The sequence below is a fragment of the Flavobacterium anseongense genome, from assembly GCF_021608185.1.
GTDB classification, from domain to species: Bacteria; Bacteroidota; Bacteroidia; order Flavobacteriales; family Flavobacteriaceae; genus Flavobacterium; species Flavobacterium anseongense.
This window is the reverse complement of sequence record NZ_JAKIHN010000001.1, coordinates 429,892-449,206: the sequence shown is the minus strand read 5'-3', so window position 1 is coordinate 449,206 and position 19,315 is coordinate 429,892. Positions and strand designations below refer to the sequence as shown.

The following is a 19,315-nucleotide window of genomic DNA, read 5'->3' as shown; positions in this document are numbered from 1 at the left end:
ATAGTTAGTTAGATTGAGGAAAAGCTGTAATGTTAAGTTATGGCTTTTTTGTTTATCAGTTTGTGCAAAAAGAAACCACTAAAAATTTCCTTTTTACATTCAGTCTTCTACCTTTGTAGTTATCAAAATAAAGACAATGCATAAAGACAGCAAACGAAGAGAAGCACTTTTATACCACGCAAAACCTACACCCGGAAAAATCAAAGTAGTACCGACAAAGAAATACGCTACACAAAGAGATTTGTCATTGGCCTATTCTCCTGGTGTTGCCGAGCCGTGTTTGGAAATTGCCAAAGATGTAAACAACGTTTATAAATATACTTCCAAAGGGAATTTGGTTGCCGTAATTAGTAATGGAACTGCCGTTTTAGGACTTGGAGATATTGGTCCCGAAGCTTCAAAACCCGTGATGGAAGGAAAAGCATTGCTCTTCAAAATCTTTGCTGACATTGATGTTTTTGATATTGAAGTCGGGACAAAAGATGTTGATGCATTTATAGAAACGGTAAAAAATATCGCGCCGACTTTTGGCGGAATTAATCTTGAAGATATTAAAGCACCAGAATCTTTTGAAATAGAAAGACGTTTAGTAGAAGAACTGAATATTCCCGTGATGCACGATGACCAACACGGAACTGCTATTATTTCGGCAGCAGCTTTACTAAATGCTGTTGAATTGGCCGGAAAGAAAATGGATGAAGTAAAAATGGTTATTTCAGGCGCAGGTTCGGCAGCAATTGCTTGTGCGAATCTGTACGTTTCTTTTGGTGTGAAGCAGGAAAACATTGTGATGTTTAACAGCAAAGGAGCACTTAAAAAAGATGATCCAAAAATCTCAGAAGACCAAAGAAAATATGCTACCGATAAAGATTATCCATCGCTGCTGGAAGCAATGGTTGGAATTGATGTTTTTGTCGGATTGTCAACAGGAGATATCGTTACGCCTGAGATGTTATTGGGAATGGCAAAAAATCCAATTGTTTTTGCAATGGCAAATCCAAATCCGGAAATAAACTACGATTTGGCTATCAAAACCAGAAGAGATATCATCATGGCAACAGGTCGTTCTGACCATCCTAACCAGGTGAACAATGTGCTTGGTTTTCCTTATATTTTCAGAGGAGCTTTAGATGTCAGAGCAACCAAGATTAACGAGGAAATGAAAAAAGCAGCGGTGGTTGCTTTAGCGGAATTGGCCAAAGAATCGGTTCCGGAACAAGTGAATATTGCTTATGGTGAAACCAAATTAAACTTTGGAAAAGAATATATTATTCCGAAACCATTCGATCCAAGATTGATTGCCAGAGTTCCGTTAGCGGTGGCAAAAGCAGCAATTGAATCCGGAGTTTCATTACATCCAATTACCGATTGGGAGAAATACGAAGAAGAATTATTAGAGCGTTTAGGTTCAGATAATAAAATGGTTCGTTTGTTAACCAATCGCGCTAGAACCGAACCAAAACGTGTAGTTTTTGCGGAAGCAGATCATTTAGATGTATTGAAAGCAGCCCAAATTGCGTACGAAGAAGGTATCGCTCATCCGATACTTTTAGGAAATAAAGATGTGATTTTGGAACTCAAAGAAGAATTGGGTTTTGATGCTGATGTGCCTATTTTTGATCCAAAAGACAAAGAAGAAGACAAACGAAGATTAAAGTATGCCGACATCTATTGGAAGTCGAGACAACGAAGAGGAATTTCGTTACTCGATGCTCAAAAATGGATGCGTGAGCGTAACTATTTTGCGGCAATGATGGTCAATGAAGGGGATGCTGATGCGATGGTTTCAGGCTATTCCAGAAGTTATCCATCAACCGTGAAGCCATTGATGCAATTGATTGGAAAAGCTCCCGGAATTACCTTAATTGCAACTGCCAATATGATGATGACCAATCGCGGGCCGATGTTTTTATCGGATACTGCAATTAATCCAAATCCGACTGCGGATGAATTGGCAAAAATTGCTTTAATGACTGCTAAAACGGTTAAAATGTTTGGAATGGAACCGGTAATTGCCATGGTTTCTTTTTCAAATTTCGGATCATCATCGCACGAAAGTGCTAACAAAGTGAGAGAAGCGGTTGCTTATCTGCATAAATATTATCCTGATTTGGTTGTCGATGGTGAAATCCAATCTGATTTTGCTTTAAACCCCGATATGTTGAAGGCTAAATTTCCTTTTTCAAAACTGGCAGGAAAGAAAGTTAACACCTTGATTTTTCCAAATTTAGAATCTGCAAATATCACTTATAAACTTTTAAAAGAATTAGACAAAGTGGATTCTGTTGGACCAATAATGTTGGGAATGGAAAAAGCTGTTCATATATTCCAACTAGGCGCAAGCGTTGAAGAAATGGTAAATATGGTTGCCGTTGCCGTAGTTGATGCGCAGGAAAAAGAGAAAAGAAAAAAGATGTCAGCTAAATAGTTTTTGTATTATTGTACAGATATTGCAGTGACATTCTTCCAATTAAAGAATTTTGCTATATTTGAAATAGATTTTAGTAAAAAATGATTGCACACATTCAAGGAAAATTAATTGAAAAATCGCCAACTGAAGTAGTAATTGACTGTAATGGAGTTGGTTATCATATTAATATTTCGCTGCATACTTTCTCATTACTTCCCAATGCCGATTTTATCAAATTGTTTACGTTTCTTCAAATTAAAGAAGATGCGCATTCTTTGTTTGGTTTTGTAGAAAAATCAGAAAGAGAGTTGTTCAAGTTATTATTGTCAGTATCTGGAATTGGAGCAAGTATAGCGAGAACAATGTTGTCGTCATTAGATCCAAAACAAATAATACATGCTATTGCAAGTGCAGATGTTGGTACTATTCAATCGATAAAAGGAATCGGGAGCAAAACAGCACAACGTGTAATCTTAGATTTGAAAGAAAAAGTGTTAAAAATCTATGATTTAAATGAAATTTCTACTTCGCAACACAATATTAGCAGAGAAGAATCGTTATCTGCTTTAGAGGTTTTGGGTTATGTTAGGAAAAATGCTGAAAAAGTGGTGGATAAAATCATCAAAGAAAATCCTGATGCCGGAGTTGAAACAATTATCAAACAAGCATTAAAAAATTTATAATTCTTGGAAACACTATACTTTACAAAATCAATATTTAACTATAAAAAATTAATCTTAGGATTCTTTTTGTTGCTGAGTGCTACTGTTTTTGCTCAAGTTACTCCAACCGAACCAAAACCAGAGGAACAAGAGCCAACAGGTTATTCAACAGGTAAAGTTGAGATAAAAAATCCAAACAGCATTGTTAACGCTTATACATACGATCCGGCCTCAAACAGGTATATATATACCAGCACGATGGATGGTTTTAACATTAATTATCCAATTATTTTAACACCGCAGGAATATGAAGAATTAGTGCTTCGTGAATCGATGCGCGAATACTTCAAAGAAAAATCAGATGCCATTGATGGTAAAAAAGAAGGCAGCGAAGCAAAGAAAAAAGATTTATTACCACGATATTATGTAAATTCCAGTTTCTTCGAAACTATTTTTGGTTCAAATACAATTGACGTTAAACCTACCGGTTCTGTTGAAATGGATTTAGGGATTCGTTATACCAAACAAGATAATCCGGCTTTTTCACCAAGAAACAGATCACAGACTACTTTTGATTTTGACCAAAGAATCAGCATGAGCTTGAACGGAAAAGTTGGAACACGATTAAGCGTGAATGCCAATTATGATACCGAGTCAACTTTTGCTTTTCAAAATCTTATCAAATTAGAATATGCACCAACTGAAGACGATATCATTCAGAAAATAGAAGTCGGTAACGTAAGTATGCCACTTTCAAATTCATTGATTCGTGGAGCGCAAAGTTTGTTTGGAGTAAAAGCCCAATTGCAATTCGGAAAAACTACAGTAACCGGAGTTTTCTCAGAACAAAAATCTCAAACCAAATCAGTTACAGCTCAAGGCGGTGGAACCATTCAGGACTTTCAATTGTTTGCACTCGATTACGATTCTGACAGACACTTTTTCTTGTCCCAATATTTTAGAAACAAATACGACGAAGCTTTACAAAGTTACCCTGTAATTAGAAGTAGAGTTCAAATCACAAGGATTGAGGTTTGGGTAACCAATAGACAAAATCGTGTGAGTACTACCAATAATAATTTAAGAAATATTCTTGCACTTCAGGATTTGGGAGAAACACAATTAAGTGGATTGACACCGAATCAGGTTGTAGCTGTAAATTCAGCTGAATATCCAACTTTTTTTCTGGCGCCAACAGATTCCCCTTCAGACAATAGCAACAATAGATATGATCCCGGATTAATTACAACAGGCGGTGGATTATTAAACACAAATATTAGAGATATTGTGACTTCAAGTGCAGGGTTTAATAATTTCAATCAGGTTGATGAAGGGACAGATTATTCCAAATTAGAAAATGCCAGAAAGTTAGCGCCTAATGAGTATACGCTTAATCCACAGTTAGGTTATATTTCGTTGCAACAACGTTTAGCCAATGATGAAGTCTTAGCGGTTGCTTATCAATATACTATTGGTGATGAAGTTTATCAGGTTGGAGAGTTTGGAACAGACGGAGTTGATTCCACAGTACTTACAGGTACAACACCCGATGACGCATCAGTGTCAACCCAAAGTTTGATTCTGAAAATGTTAAAGAGTAATTTAACCAATGTTCAGAAGCCAATCTGGAACTTGATGATGAAAAATATTTATCAAATTCAAGGTGGATACCAATTACAGCAAGAAGATTTCAGATTCAACATTTTGTATAGTGATCCGTCACCAATCAATTATATTAGTCCGGTCACAGGAACACCCTTCCCGACAAGTCCAACACCTGGGAATGAAGTTTCGGAAACACCGCTTTTAAAAGTTTTCAATGTTGATAAATTGAACTACAATAATGACCCACAAGTTGGTGGAGATGGTTTTTTTGATTTTTTACCCGGATTAACTGTTGACCAACAAAATGGGCGCATCATATTTACTACCGTCGAGCCATTTGGTAAATTGATTTTCGATAAATTAAAATTGGGGGCAGAAAATTACTATGATGAGAATACCTATAATGGGAATCAGGCAAAATACGTTTTCAGAAGCATGTATGCAGGAACACAAGCTGCAGCTTTGCAGGATGCTGAAAAGAATAAATTCCAATTAAAGGGTAGATTTAAATCTTCAGGCGGTGACGGAATTCCGATTGGAGCTTATAATGTTCCAAGAGGTTCGGTTGTAGTAACGGCAGGAGGAAGAGTATTGCAGGAAGGGATTGATTACAGCGTGAATTACCAGGCAGGAAGAGTTCAAATTTTGGATCCTTCCTTGCAGGCATCAAATACACCAATTCAGGTTTCTGTCGAAAACAATTCCACTTTTGGACAACAAACCAGAAGATTTATGGGAATTAATGTAGAACACAAATTCTCTGATAAATTATTAGTTGGTGCAACCTACATAAAAATGACGGAAAGACCACTTACCAGTAAATCTAATTATGGTCAGGAATCGGTTAACAATACTATTTTTGGGTTCAATGCTAATTATTCCACCGAAGTTCCCTTTTTAACCCGAATGGTCAATAAATTGCCAAACATCGATACTGATGTTCCGTCTAATTTCTCATTACGAGGCGAGATTGCTTTTTTGAAACCTGATGCTTCAAAAACAGACCAGTTTGAAGGAGAACCAACAGTTTATGTAGATGATTTCGAAGGATCGCAAACGACTATTGATATGCGTTCAGCACTTTCGTGGAGTTTATCTTCTACGCCAAAAAGACCAACGATAGCAGATTATGAAGATTTCGGTTCGAATGCAGTTGATTTGAGTTATGGTTTCAAAAGAGCTAAATTAAATTGGTACAGTATCGATCCAACCATTTATGTTCAAACACCCGGAGATATTGGTCAGGATGGTATTTCTGCCAATAATACGAGAAGGATTTTCAGTAAGGAATTATTCCCTAATACCGATATTCAAATAGGACAATCTACAGTGATTAATACTTTAGATTTAACCTATTATCCTGAAGAAAGAGGTCCTTATAACTTTAACCCAGTAGCACTTCCGTCTGGATTTAATAGCATCGATGCAAAGAAAAATTTTGGTGGGATTATGCGAGCTATAAACTCTACCAACTTTGAGCAAAGCAATGTAGAGTATATTCAGTTTTGGGTTTTAGATCCCTATTTTGACCCTGCAAATCCTTCAGCTGTTGCAAATACGACAAACTCAGGGCAAATCTATTTTAACCTTGGAGAAATATCAGAAGACGTTTTAAAAGATGAGCGTAAGCAATATGAAAATGGATTGCCATCTAACAGTGCTTCACAATCGTTAACCAATACTACAGTTTGGGGTAAAGTTCCATCTTCACAGTCACTTATTTATGCTTTTGATGTCGATGGAGGCAATAGAGCGGCGCAGGATGTAGGCTTTGATGGTATTAATGATGCTGCCGAACAAAGTCTTCCTGATATTGGCGGTTATGCGGCTTTAGCTGACCCTGCAGGAGATAATTACCAATATTTTTTAAGCGCTACCGGGTCAACCGTATTAGACCGTTATAGAAATTATAATGGAGTTGAAGGCAACTCACCGGTTGGAGTTTCAGATAACAACAGAGGTTCGTCAACACTTCCGGATGTTGAAGATATCAATCGTGATAATACGATGAATACAGCGAATGCATATTATGAGTATAAAGTTGAAATGTATTATGCCGGCCCTGATGGAATGCCGGTAGGACAAAACTTTATTACAGACAAAGTAGTTACTAATGTTACAGACACGCCTAATGATATCCCAACACAAGCAAGATGGTATCAGTTTAAAATTCCTGTATCACAACCAACTAATGTTGTGGGTAGTATTTCCGATTTTCGTTCTATTCGTTTTATGAGAATGTTTATGACAGGATTTGACAAACCTATTACACTGCGTTTTGGGGCTTTAGATTTAGTTCGTGGCGAATGGAGACGTTATGATAACTCATTTCAAACAACAGATACCGACCCAACGGATGACAACACTAATTTTGATGTCTTGGCAGTTAATATTCAGGAAAACTCACAGCGAGTTCCCATTCCTTATGTAACGCCTCCGGGAGTTGTTAGAGAACAGCTTCAAAACGGACAACAAGTTATCAATCAGAATGAGCAATCACTTTCGCTAAGAGCAAACGGAACACCTGCAGGAACAGGAGGATTAGAAGTTGGCGACTCAAGAGCGGTGTTTAAAAATATTGAAGTTGACATGCGTCAATACAATAAGTTGAAAATGTTTTTACATGCTGAAGCATTACCGGGAGATACAACACCATTGCAGGATGATCAAATGAAAGCATTTATTCGTTTCGGAAATGACTTTACTAATAACTATTATCAGGTTGAAATTCCACTTAAAGTGACTCCGACAGGAGCTACTGATGCTAATATTATTTGGCCTGACGCCAATGAAATTAATTTAAATTTGTCGCTGTTAACCAAAATGAAAGTGAAATCTTTAGGCCTTGATTTTACGACTTTCCCTGATGGCGTTTATTATCCTGATGATGACATCTCACTTCCTGATGGTGATGGTGATCCAAACTTGCGATTAGGAATAAAAGGAACGCCAAATTTTGGTTTGGTAAGAACGTTGATGGTTGGGATTAAAAATAATCACTCCGATAGCGTTCGTGGTGAGGTTTGGTTTAACGAATTGCGCTTAGCCGATTTGAATAACAAAGGCGGAATGGCAGCGGTTTTAAATATGGATACCAACTTAGCCGATTTTGCTACAGTTTCTGCTACAGGAAGAATGAGCACCATTGGTTTCGGAGCTTTAGAACAAGCACCACAAGAAAGAAGCAGAGAAGATATGCAACAGTATAATATTGTTACTAATCTTAGCTTGGGGAAATTACTACCAAAAAAATGGGGAATTAATTTACCCTTCAATTATGCTGTTGGAGAAGAATTAATCACACCGGAATACGATCCGTTTAATCAGGATATTCGTTTACAGCAGCTTATTGACAATACATCTAGTGCCGCAGAGAGAGAAAATATCAGAAGAAGAGCGATAGATTTTACAAAAAGAAAAAGCATCAACTTTATTGGTGTCAAAAAAGATAGGGCTCCGGAACAAAAGCAACACATCTACGACCCGGAGAATTTAACCCTTTCGTATTCCTATAATCAGGTTGAAAAGCACAATTATGAAATCGAAAATTATATCGATCAACAGGTAAATACAAGTGTTGATTATACTTATACATTTAAAAATAAAGCAGTTGAACCGTTTAAGAAAAGTAAGTTTTTTAAGAAAAGTTCGTATTGGAAAATGCTTAGCGATTTTAATTTCAACTACCTGCCGGCAAGTATTTCGTTTAGTAGTAACATCATCAGACAATACAACAAGCAACAGTTTAGACAGGTTGATGTAGCCGGTATTGCTTTAGATCCATTGTTCAGAAGAAATTATATGTTCAACTATCAATACGGATTTAATTATAACCTCACAAAAGCATTAAAAATAAACTTTACAGCAGCGTCACACAATATTGTCCGCACCTACATGGATGAAAATAATGTTCCGGATAACAGCAATACAATTTGGACAGATTTTTGGAACATCGGAACACCAAATCAGCATAACCAACAAATTGTCGTGAACTATGAATTGCCAATTAACAAAATTCCGACATTGGCATTTGTAAAATCGACCTATTCTTATACGGGAGACTATAGTTGGCAGAGAGCGTCATTAGCCATGAATTCAGTTGATGGATATGATTTAGGAAACACCATTCAAAATGCAGGTTCACACCGTTTGAACACGGCATTCAACATGGAAACTTTTTATAAATATATTGGATTAGGTAAAAAACCAGCAGCACCAGCTCAAAAACCGGCAGCCTTACCAAAACCGGGAGAAAAAATTACCAGTGTTAAACCACAACCTGCCAAAACAACTAATGTGTTTGTTGATGGATTGAAAGGTGTTTTAACCAGTGTGAAGAACATTCAGATTAACTACACTCAAAACGAAGGAACTGTTCTTCCCGGATTCTTACCCGGATTAGGTTTCTTTGGCTCGGCAAAACCATCACTAGGGTTCGTTTTTGGAGGACAGGATGATGTGCGGTACGAAGCTGCAAAAAGAGGTTGGTTGACAAGCTATCCTGAATTTAATCAAAGCTTTACACAAGTTGTAACCAAGACTTTAAATGTTACGGCTAATGTCGATTTATTCCCCGACTTTAAAATAGATTTAAGTGCCGATAGAACGTATGCCAATAACTATTCAGAACAATTTAATACAGATGCAAGTGGTTATCATCCTCAATCACCATACAATTTTGGTAACTTCTCTATTTCTGCAGTAATGCTAAAAACTTCCTTTAAGGCAAGTGATGAAAATTACTCTTCCACTTTCCAGGATTTTAGAGATAACAGAATTATTATTGCCGATAGATTAGCACAGCAATATTATGGAGGACCAAATTATCCAAGATATGGAGATGGAGCGAATCCGGTTCCGGCACCATCAGACCCTAATTATAATTTTTACACGAATAATTTTGGATACCCAATCGGATTTGGTAAAAACAATCAGGCCGTTTTGATTCCGTCGTTTTTGGCAGCTTATACAGGATTAGGCATTGCCGATCACAAAGCAGGCGATGCAGCCAAAGGAGTTTCTTTAGGCGCTTTCAGAGATTTTCCAATCCCTAACTGGACAATTAAGTACAGCGGATTGATGCGTTATAAATTTTTCAAAGAAAGGTTCAAGCGTTTCTCCATTCAACATGCTTACAGGGCTTCATATACAATAAACTCTTTCCGCTCAAATCTTGATTATGACCCTAATGTAGCTATTCAGGACAATAGTGGTATTGGTAACTTCTACAACAAAACAATTATTGCCAACATCAACTTAGTGGAGCAATTCAATCCACTTGTTCGCATCGATTTTGAAATGAAAAATGCTTTCAAAATTTTGGCTGAAATTAAAAAAGACAGAAGTTTGTCATTGAGTTTTGACAATAATTTATTGACAGAGGTTCAAGGTAAAGAATATATTGTTGGTTTTGGATACCGCTTTAAAGACGTTATTTTCTCTTCGCAATTAGCAGATAATCCAACCGGAATTATTAAGAGTGATATCAATTTAAAAATTGATTTCTCGTATAGAAATAACAAAACCATTGTACGTTATTTAGATTATGATAACAATCAATTGGGTGGTGGGCAAAATATTTGGTCAGCAAAATTAACAGCCGATTATTCGTTTAGTAAAAACCTGACGGCAATTTTCTTCTATGATCATTCATTCTCAAAACCAGTGATTTCTACATCATTCCCATTAACGAACATTAGAGCTGGTTTTACCATGCGATATAATTTTGGAAACTAACAGCTATTTTTCAATAAAAATTACAATATCAAATGGTATCTTTGCGGTCTAAACTTAATATCAAATGAATATACCAAGCAATTTAAAGTATACTAAAGACCACGAATGGGTTTTAATTGATGGCGATATTGCCACTGTTGGCATTACCGATTTTGCGCAAAAAGAATTGGGAGACATTGTTTATGTTGAAGTAGAAACATTAGACCAAACATTAGACAAAGACGAAGTTTTTGGAACCGTTGAAGCCGTGAAAACAGTTTCCGATTTATTCCTGCCATTGTCAGGAGAAATTATTGAATTCAATGACGAATTAGAAAGAAATCCGGAAGATGTTAATTCAGACCCTTATGGAAAAGGATGGATGGTGAAAGTTAAAATTTCAAATGTAGCCGAAGTAGCAGAATTACTTTCGAGTGACGCTTACAAAGAACTTATTGGTGCTTAAAAAAGTAACATTCAGTTTTGCCGTTGGGTGGACTGTTTTAATTGCTGTTTTATGCTTAGTAAAGTTTACCGATTTGCCTTCTATTGGAGTTTCCGGAGCTGATAAATATGTTCACTTTACGCTTCATTTTGTTTTTACGATGCTTTGGGGATATCATTTTTGGCTGAAGCTAAATGAAATAGCACTACCAAAAATAGTAGTAATTGTCATAATCTCACTTTGCTACGGAATACTAATTGAAATTTTACAGGAAAAATTTACCACAACGCGACATGCAGATGCATTTGATGTTTTGGCAAATTTTGGCGGAGCATTATTAGCTTTAGTTTTATTTGTTTTAATCAAAAGAAGAAAGCAACAAACAACCAGATAATAAAGATTGTCCCGTTTCGTTATCTTACGCGACGGGATTTTTTTTACTTTTATCACATGAATACAAAATCCTAATCTTGAATCGATATATTTAAAGAAATGAAGAAAACACTTCCGTTTTTAGTACTGCTTTTTTTAACAAGCACAATTAACGCTCAGGTTTCGCAAAAAGCAGCTGAAAGATTTCCGGTTTTTCCGGCTTGCGAAAGTTTACAGTATCAGGCATTAGAAACTTGTTTTTACAATCAGGTTCAGGATTTTGTGTACACTAATTTTAAAGTGCCTGAAAATCTGAAACAAAATAATTTCAAAGGAAATGTCATTGTACTTTTTGAAGTGAATGATGAAGGAAATTTCAAAGTGCAATATGTTGATGCAATCGATGAAGCATTAGTCGCAGAAAGCAAAAGAGTTTTTGAAAAAATGCCAAAGATTTCTCCGGCAACGTATAACGGAAAGCCGACCTATGCCAAATACACTATCAAAATTGCAATTCCGTTACAAAGCGCAGCCGACTTACAAGCACAAAAAGAAGCAGATGCTTTGGCTGAAAAGAATTCATACATATACAAACCAAATAACAAACAGCTTACGGAATTAGATAGCATCAAGTATAAAAAATTTGAAAAGCCACAGTTTCAAAGTCATATTAATATTCCGTTTTCACACAGTTATTATTCGCAGTTTGATGGTGCAATGAATCAGATTGGCGCCAATAATCATACAGGCTCGAAACCTTTTTCTTATGCTGATGTTTCTAAATATTACAATCTGAAAGAAGAAAATCAGAAGTTGCTGAAAAGCTCTAAAGCATGGTTTGGCAGAAAACTCTGGAACGAAAATTTAGTCGAAATACAAGGTGAGGATTATTGGTTTACACTAAATCCAATTTTTGATATCCAAATGGGGAAAAGTGACCCAAGTGTCGCTTCTTATACTTATATAAATACAAGAGGGATTCAATTTAATGGTGGTTTGGGAAAAGAATTAAATTTTACCACAACCATTTATGAAAGTCAAGGACGATTTGCTGATTATTTCAATAGCTATGCAGCATTAATAAAACCCGATGGTGGTAATCCTGCTATTATTCCGGGTATCGGAATTGCAAAAGGATTCAAAAAAGATGCTTATGATTTTCCTATGGCTGAGGCCAATTTGTCGTATACACCAAGTAAATTCATTAATCTGAATTTGGGTTATGGCAAGAATTTTATTGGCGATGGTTATCGTTCTTTATTGTTGGGTGATGGTGCGAGTCCGTATCCTTATTTTAAAATGAACACTACTTTCTGGAAAATAAAATACACCAACATTTATACATGGCTCAAAGATGTTCGTCCCGAAGTTACCGAAGACAGAACCTATGCAACCAAGTTTGCAGCCAGTCATTATCTAAGTTTGAATATTACTAATAAATGGAATGTTGGCTTATTTGAATCGGTGATTTGGACTAATAAAAACAACCGTGGTTTTGACATGAGTTTTGTAAACCCAATTATATTTTATCGTACAGTCGAATTTACGTCTTCGGCCAGAAGCGGAAATGCCTTGTTAGGTTTGACATCCAAAGTAAAATGGAACAATCAAATCAATTTTTACGGACAGTTTTTGTTAGATGAATTTTCATTGGATGCAGTAAAAGCCGGTAACAAGAGCTGGAAGAATAAGTTTGGGTATCAATTAGGAGCCAAATATTATAATGCATTCAACATTAAAAATTTATTGTTGCAGGTTGAATACAATCATGTGCGTCCTTATGTGTATGCACATAGCGAAGCCATTACCAATTATGGTCACAACAATCAAAGTTTAGGACACAATTGGGGCGGGAATTTCAAGGAATTTATCGCTATTGCCCGTTATCATAAAGGAAGATATTTTGCCGATGCTAAAGTTACTTTTGGTGAACGCGGATTGGATTTCAATAACGCAACCGACAACTTTAATTACGGAAGCAATATCTATTTAAGTTATAATGATAACCGCCCTTTTGATACAGGAGTAAACATTGGGCAAGGAAACAAAACCAGCATTTTCATAGCCGATGTGCAAGCGGGTTATTTGATAAATCCTTCAACCAACATGAAACTGTTCGGTAGTTTTATCTACAGAAACTTCAGCCCGGCAACGGAAACTGCAACTGCTTTTAAAGAAAGCACCACTTGGTTTTCAGTTGGATTGCGATGTGATATATTTAACTGGTATTTTGATTACTAGGATTTTGTTCGCATAACCAAGCCACTCTTTTATAATTCCTGAAAAGACGGGACACAAGCGAAGCAGTCCTAAATTGATTTTCAGATACCCACACCAGTGGCAAGGTTTCCTTATTTCCTTGCTAATTGCTTATTTGTCAAGCAGCAAATTCATTTTTACTTATTTAAACGATTGTTAAACTAATGCTAAAGTAATTTTTGCAAACATATTTTGTTTAACTTTGAATAGAAATAATTAAACAAAAGTTTATTTATTTTCAATCCCAACTCTTTCACCTACTAGTTTTATTAGAACCATTTTTTTGGTTTGTATCATTTTTGAAAATCAATAATTTCAATAATAACATTAAAACTATTCACTATGAAAAACAAAAATTTCAAACTAATTACTGCCGTAAAAGCATTTGTGCTGTTGGCTTTTATTTCTTTCAGCTTTTCATCTTGTTCTCCGGATGATAATACAACTGATGATGCAACAACTTCAAAACTTTCTATCAAAGAGACTTTTGATGTATTGAATCGAGCTCCGGCTCCAGGTAATGCTTCCATTGCAGGCATAGCGGTAGATGCCGGGTTTAATGAGTTGGTTTCTGCTTTGGTCTATGTAGATTCCGAACTTAATACAGGACTTGTAAATCTGTTTGCCAACGGAAAAGACCAATACACTGTTTTTGCTCCAACAGATGAAGCCTTTCAAAATTTGTACGCTGCCTTAAATGTCAACAGTATTACTGAACTTCCGGCACCATTAGTTCGTGATGTTTTATTATACCATGTAACAGAAGGTAGACGTGCTGCCAATAGTGTAGTGCCAAGAAGAGGAACCCGAGAAATAACTACGCTCTTAGGAAGTCAATTTTCGGTAACTCCAAGTGGTTCTATCAATGCCATTGGAAATACAGCCACTATTACGGCAGCTAATATTTCAGCTTCAAACGGAATTATACATGTAGTAGATGCAGTATTGTTGCCAATAAATTAGTTAATTGTTTAGAATTTTAAGTGGAAAAGAGACCAATATTTATTGGTCTCTTTTTTGTTGGGACAAACTACTGAATTTAACCAAATTAAAAGTTTTGCGTTTGGTTTTAAAAAGTATATTTGCGCCAACAATAAAAACAAAATAATTTATGAAAACAACAAAGAACATACTTTTGTTCTTTTTGATGCTGTCTGTATTTACGGTTTCGGCACAAAAGAAAAAAGTAGCTGTAGTAACCTTTTACGCCAATAAAGTAATCGATTTTACAGAGATTGCCGGTGACAAACTTACCGAAGGTGTTATTAAGAAAGTATTTGAATTGCGGGACAATCCAAAGTTTAATTTGAAGCCTATTTTGAACAAATTTCACGATGCTTTTTACAACGAATATGCTAAATCATTTCCTTTTGATTTGGTGCCTGAAGCAGATGTATTAGGCTCTGATGCATACAAAAATTTTGTTCCTAAGTACCAAATGTCAAATTTTGAAGCCAAAGATTACCTGGTTTACGATGGATATAAATATATTTATGATGGTCCGTTGGCAGCTGCAAACGAAGAAGGTATGACCCAAGCAATGGCAGATGCTGTTAAGGCAGATGGAGTAATGTTTTTACATATCGATTTTTCTTTTGAAAAAGGATTTGGAATCGGAGGAACGACAACATTAAAAGTTAGAGCGTTTACAAGAATTTCGGTGTATAATAAAAAAGGAGAAAAACTTTTTGTAATCAACGAAAATGAGCGTTCAAAGAAAACGATGATAATGGTTGGTGGTATTCCTGTACTTGATGTAGATAAAATTCTTCCAAACTGCGAAAGTGCTATGGAAGAACTTATGGGAGATTTGAATAAGCGTATTCAGAAAATAGTTAAGAAAACAGAAGCTAAATTATAGTTGCGAAAAATATAATGTTGATGAAAGCACTCTTGAAAAAGAGTGCTTTTTTATTTTGAAAAGAAACAAAACGTCCCGAATAGCCCCGATAGGAGCTGGCTACCCTGCCTGCCTGCCGGCAGGCATGTAGTGCGGATAGCGGGAGGATAAGTGAAATGAAAGATAAAGGCGACGCTCCTAAAACCAAGTCTAAGCAGGAATGACAAAGTTGGAAATATCCTCTATATTTTTTTGTCAAATCGTTTTCTATAAAGTACCTTTGCGGCAGTTTTAAAAACACCAATGAACGCGACTGCTTCTACATTTTCTATCAGACAAATTGCGATTGATTTTAAAGAAATCACCAAAGCAGGTTTAGCTATTAGTGTCGTGTTTTCTTCTATTGCGGGTTATTTGCTTGGTGTACTCGATTTTCATGATTTAAAAATTTCGACTTTATTGATGTTGGCCATTGGTGGTTACTGCATGGTTGGTGCTTCGAATGCTTTTAATCAGGTTATCGAAAAAGACCTCGACGCCTTAATGGACAGAACCAAAAACCGTCCTGTTGCTTCGGGAAGAATGTCGCCAAATCATGCTTTGTTTGTTGCTAGTTTGTTGACAATTATTGGTTTGATATTGTTGTATCTTATCAATCCCAAGTCGGCTATGTTTGGCGCGATTTCAATTTTTCTGTACACAAGCGTTTATACACCATTAAAACAACACACACCGCTTTCGGTTTTTGTTGGAGCTTTTCCGGGCGCGATTCCGTTTATGTTGGGTTGGGTTGCGGCTACCGATAATTTTGGAATAGAAGCCGGAACACTTTTCCTGATACAGTTCTTTTGGCAGTTTCCACATTTTTGGGCCATTGGTTGGTTCTTGTTTGAAGACTATGAAAAAGCAGGATTCTTTATGTTGCCAACAGGAAAAAAAGATAAATCTACTGCGATGCAAACGATATTGTATTGTGTTTGGTTGTTGGTCGCTTCGATGTTGCCTTGTTTGGGCTATACCGGAAGATTATACATTTCTCCGATTGCAGCGGTAATCGTATTTTTGCTTGGTCTTTGGATGCTTTTTTATGCGGTGAAATTATATCAGGAAAGAACTTCAAAAGCAGCCCGAACTTTAATGCTGGTAAGTGTTTCTTATATATCTTTGCTGCAATTGGTTTATATTATTGATAAATTTTTAAGATAGTTTACTTATGACAATGACTGCCCAGGAACATAAAGAAAGAAAAGCAAGATCAGCAAAATTATTGTTGTTGTTTGCTATGGGAAGCATGACGATGATGTTTGCCGGAATAGTGAGTGCTTTTGTAGTAAGCAAATCAAGAGAAGACTGGATGAAAGATTTCCAGTTGCCAACCGCTTTTTACTTTAGTACACTTGCCATTATTTTGTGTAGCGTTACTTTTCATTTGGCTAAAAAGGCAATACAAAAAGACAATAGAACGGCTACGACCAACCTTCTTTTACTGACTTTAGCCTTAGGAATTTCGTTTGTTTTTTTTCAATTTAAAGGCTTCGGACAATTGATGGATAACGGCTATTTTTTTGCCGGACCTGAGAGTAATATTGCCACAACTTTTCTGTACGTAATTGCGACAGTTCACTTAGCGCATCTTGCAGGAGGATTAATTTGTCTTTTAATCATAATTTATAATCATTTTAAACAAAAATACAATTCAAGTCAAACGCTTGGAATTGAGCTAGGTGCAATGTATTGGCACTTTCTTGATTTCTTATGGATTTGTTTGTTTTTATTTTTATATTTCTTTAAATAAGAAAAAAAATCTAAATTTGGGAACTTTTTAACTTATAACTTTTATGGGAGCTACAGTTACTACTGGAAATAATACTGAAAATACATGGGGCGGCGGAAACGAGCCAATGGGAGCAAGTTATGGCAAATTAATGATGTGGTTTTTCATCATATCCGATGCTTTAACCTTCTCTGGTTTTCTTGCTGCGTATGGTTTTTCTAGATTTAAATTTATTGATAATTGGCCTATTGCCGATGAAGTGTTTACACACTTCCCATTTATGCATGGTGTAGAAGCACCGATGTATTATGTGGCATTGATGACTTTTATCCTGATTTTTTCTTCTGTAACCATGGTATTGGCAGTTGATGCCGGTCATCACATGAAACAAAAAAAGGTAGCGTTCTACATGCTGTTGACTATTCTTGGCGGTTTAATCTTCGTAGGTTCACAAGCCTGGGAATGGAAAAACTTCATTAAAGGGGAATACGGTGCTGTTGAAACTAAAGGTGGAAGCATCATTCAATTTGTGAACAATAAAGGAGAAAGAGTTAAGTTGGAAGACTTTGCGATAGACTTGCCTGGACAAAGAGAAGCCTTAACAAGAGATAAAGGGAAGTGGTTTATGAAAGATGAAGAAACCCTAACCACTTATTCGGTTGCCGAAGTACAAGCCGGTTTTGCAGCACATCCTGAATTATTAGTCAGAACAGAAAAAATTTATAGAGATACTCCCGAAGATAAAGCAAACAAAAAACTTCAACCGGGTTTAAATCACAATAAAAAAAGAGAAGTCTTAACAAGAGCTGAATCCGAAATAATGGTAGCCAATGCCGCTATTGTTGTTGAAGGTGCAAACTTGAAACACAATGAATACGGAAGTAAACTATTTGCTGATTTCTTCTTCTTCATAACGGGTTTCCACGGTTTCCACGTATTTTCCGGAGTTATTATCAACTTCATCATTTTCTTAAATGTTGTTTTAGGAACATATGAGAAAAGAAGAACCTATGAAATGGTAGAAAAAGTTGGACTTTATTGGCACTTTGTCGATTTAGTTTGGGTATTCGTATTTACATTCTTCTACTTAGTTTAATTTTTTTAAAAAGTATCACACATCATGGCACACGCAGAAGGGCACGAACAAGGATCAAACATAAAAAGAATCTGGACAGTTTTCGGAATTCTTTCCGTAGTAACAATAGTTGAAGTTTACTTGGGAATCTTAAGACCCGATTTTTTATACATGAACAACTTCATCAGCATGAATTTGCTGAACTGGGTTTTCATCATTTTAACACTTTATAAAGCCTATAAAATCACATGGGTTTTCATGCACATGGAAGGTGAAACAGCCAGTTTACGTTGGTCAGTTGTTGCCACTGTTATTTTCCTTGTATTATACTTACTATTTATACTTCTTGTTGAAGCAGATTACATTTTTGAGGTTTTTAAAAATGGCACTATTAAGTGGAATTTTTAACACTATATTAATTCAAAAAAAGTCCCGTCTATTCTATTGAAACAGACGGGATTTTTTTATTTTTGCACATTCCTTTTTCACAATTCAAATGAAAAAAAACATTGTCCTTTTTGTATTGTTTATCCTGCCTATAGTTGCCTATCTTTTCTTTGCATCTGGAGTAAACAGTTTTATTTCTTTACCAACGATTACCAAAAATATTCCCGAAGTTAACACCTGGAAAACGCTGGACGACAAACCGGTTGCCTTAACCAATAAAATTACAATTCTTGGCTTTATAGGAAGTGATGTTATGAAACATAAAGGCAACTTTTTCAACCTTTATGAAATCATTTATGATAAATATAAAGACTTCAAAGATTTTCAAGTCGTAATGGTATTACCTGACGGAACACAGAAACAGGTCGAAGAGCTACTAAAATTAGACATAAACAAATTAGGCACACATAAAGGATGGAATTTTGTTTTTGCTTCGCCAAATGAAATAAATGCGTTCTATGACAAAATGCAATTGGTTGGGAAACTAGATAGTACATTGGCAACACCTAATGTTTTTATCATCGATAAGAAAAGAAACCTAAGAGGCAGAAAAGGCGAAGATCAAAAAGGAACACCTGAATATAAAGAAGGATACAATACCATTTTTGTTTCAGAGCTTTATAACAAGATGATGGACGATATGAAAATCATCATTTATGAATATCGTGCCGCACTTAAAAAAAACCACAACGCTACCAAAGAACTCTAGAT

13 protein-coding genes are annotated in these 19,315 nt (G+C 35.9%); all 13 read left to right on the top strand.

Features of this window, described 5'->3' with window-relative positions:
- Window positions 1–136 precede the first annotated feature (136 nt).
- Entirely contained in the window at window positions 137–2,428 is a 2,292-nt protein-coding gene (locus L1S35_RS02010) for an NADP-dependent malic enzyme (RefSeq protein ID WP_236396104.1), read from the top strand.
- A gap of 83 nt (window positions 2,429–2,511) precedes the next feature.
- A complete protein-coding gene (ruvA, locus tag L1S35_RS02005; RefSeq protein ID WP_236396103.1) occupies window positions 2,512–3,093 on the top strand; it encodes a Holliday junction branch migration protein RuvA in 582 nt (193 codons plus the stop codon).
- Window positions 3,094–3,096: 3 nt separating this feature from the next.
- Window positions 3,097–10,413 (top strand): T9SS outer membrane translocon Sov/SprA, encoded by a 7,317-nt coding sequence (gene sov, locus L1S35_RS02000; protein ID WP_236396102.1) that lies wholly within the window; start codon window positions 3,097–3,099, stop codon window positions 10,411–10,413.
- A 64-nt stretch (window positions 10,414–10,477) separates the two neighbouring features.
- Complete coding sequence (gene gcvH, locus L1S35_RS01995; protein WP_236396101.1) at window positions 10,478–10,858, top strand: glycine cleavage system protein GcvH; 381 nt, start codon at window positions 10,478–10,480, stop codon at window positions 10,856–10,858.
- Window positions 10,827–11,231, top strand: a complete 405-nt coding sequence (locus L1S35_RS01990) for a VanZ family protein (protein WP_236396099.1) — start codon at window positions 10,827–10,829, stop codon at window positions 11,229–11,231. Before gcvH ends, L1S35_RS01990 begins: the two co-directional genes overlap by 32 nt.
- 98 nt (window positions 11,232–11,329) lie before the next feature.
- Window positions 11,330–13,450, top strand: coding sequence for a gliding motility outer membrane protein RemB (gene remB / locus L1S35_RS01985; protein ID WP_236396098.1), 2,121 nt, complete (start codon window positions 11,330–11,332; stop codon window positions 13,448–13,450).
- A gap of 360 nt (window positions 13,451–13,810) precedes the next feature.
- A complete protein-coding gene (locus tag L1S35_RS01980; RefSeq protein ID WP_236396097.1) occupies window positions 13,811–14,431 on the top strand; it encodes a fasciclin domain-containing protein in 621 nt (206 codons plus the stop codon).
- Window positions 14,432–14,579: 148 nt separating this feature from the next.
- Window positions 14,580–15,329 (top strand): hypothetical protein, encoded by a 750-nt coding sequence (locus L1S35_RS01975; protein ID WP_236396096.1) that lies wholly within the window; start codon window positions 14,580–14,582, stop codon window positions 15,327–15,329.
- A 282-nt stretch (window positions 15,330–15,611) separates the two neighbouring features.
- A complete protein-coding gene (cyoE, locus tag L1S35_RS01970) occupies window positions 15,612–16,514 on the top strand; it encodes a heme o synthase (protein ID WP_236396095.1) in 903 nt (300 codons plus the stop codon).
- A 7-nt stretch (window positions 16,515–16,521) separates the two neighbouring features.
- Window positions 16,522–17,103, top strand: a complete 582-nt coding sequence (locus L1S35_RS01965; RefSeq protein WP_236396094.1) for a cytochrome c oxidase subunit 3 — start codon at window positions 16,522–16,524, stop codon at window positions 17,101–17,103.
- Between the two features lie 43 nt (window positions 17,104–17,146).
- Window positions 17,147–18,178, top strand: coding sequence for a cytochrome c oxidase subunit 3 (locus tag L1S35_RS01960; RefSeq protein ID WP_236396093.1), 1,032 nt, complete (start codon window positions 17,147–17,149; stop codon window positions 18,176–18,178).
- A 24-nt stretch (window positions 18,179–18,202) separates the two neighbouring features.
- Window positions 18,203–18,565 carry a cytochrome C oxidase subunit IV family protein gene (locus L1S35_RS01955; protein ID WP_236396092.1) on the top strand — a complete coding sequence of 121 codons (363 nt, stop codon included), beginning with the start codon at window positions 18,203–18,205 and terminating at the stop codon, window positions 18,563–18,565.
- A gap of 88 nt (window positions 18,566–18,653) precedes the next feature.
- A complete protein-coding gene (locus L1S35_RS01950; protein ID WP_236396090.1) occupies window positions 18,654–19,313 on the top strand; it encodes a hypothetical protein in 660 nt (219 codons plus the stop codon).
- Window positions 19,314–19,315 lie beyond the last annotated feature (2 nt).

Coding starts and splice junctions, on each gene's coding strand:
- L1S35_RS02010 (WP_236396104.1), top strand. CDS start 137: ATGCATAAAGACAGCAAACGAAGAGAAGCACTTTTATACCACGCAAAA.
- ruvA (WP_236396103.1), top strand. CDS start 2,512: ATGATTGCACACATTCAAGGAAAATTAATTGAAAAATCGCCAACTGAA.
- gcvH (WP_236396101.1), top strand. CDS start 10,478: ATGAATATACCAAGCAATTTAAAGTATACTAAAGACCACGAATGGGTT.
- remB (WP_236396098.1), top strand. CDS start 11,330: ATGAAGAAAACACTTCCGTTTTTAGTACTGCTTTTTTTAACAAGCACA.
- L1S35_RS01980 (WP_236396097.1), top strand. CDS start 13,811: ATGAAAAACAAAAATTTCAAACTAATTACTGCCGTAAAAGCATTTGTG.
- L1S35_RS01975 (WP_236396096.1), top strand. CDS start 14,580: ATGAAAACAACAAAGAACATACTTTTGTTCTTTTTGATGCTGTCTGTA.
- cyoE (WP_236396095.1), top strand. CDS start 15,612: ATGAACGCGACTGCTTCTACATTTTCTATCAGACAAATTGCGATTGAT.
- L1S35_RS01965 (WP_236396094.1), top strand. CDS start 16,522: ATGACAATGACTGCCCAGGAACATAAAGAAAGAAAAGCAAGATCAGCA.
- L1S35_RS01960 (WP_236396093.1), top strand. CDS start 17,147: ATGGGAGCTACAGTTACTACTGGAAATAATACTGAAAATACATGGGGC.
- L1S35_RS01955 (WP_236396092.1), top strand. CDS start 18,203: ATGGCACACGCAGAAGGGCACGAACAAGGATCAAACATAAAAAGAATC.
- L1S35_RS01950 (WP_236396090.1), top strand. CDS start 18,654: ATGAAAAAAAACATTGTCCTTTTTGTATTGTTTATCCTGCCTATAGTT.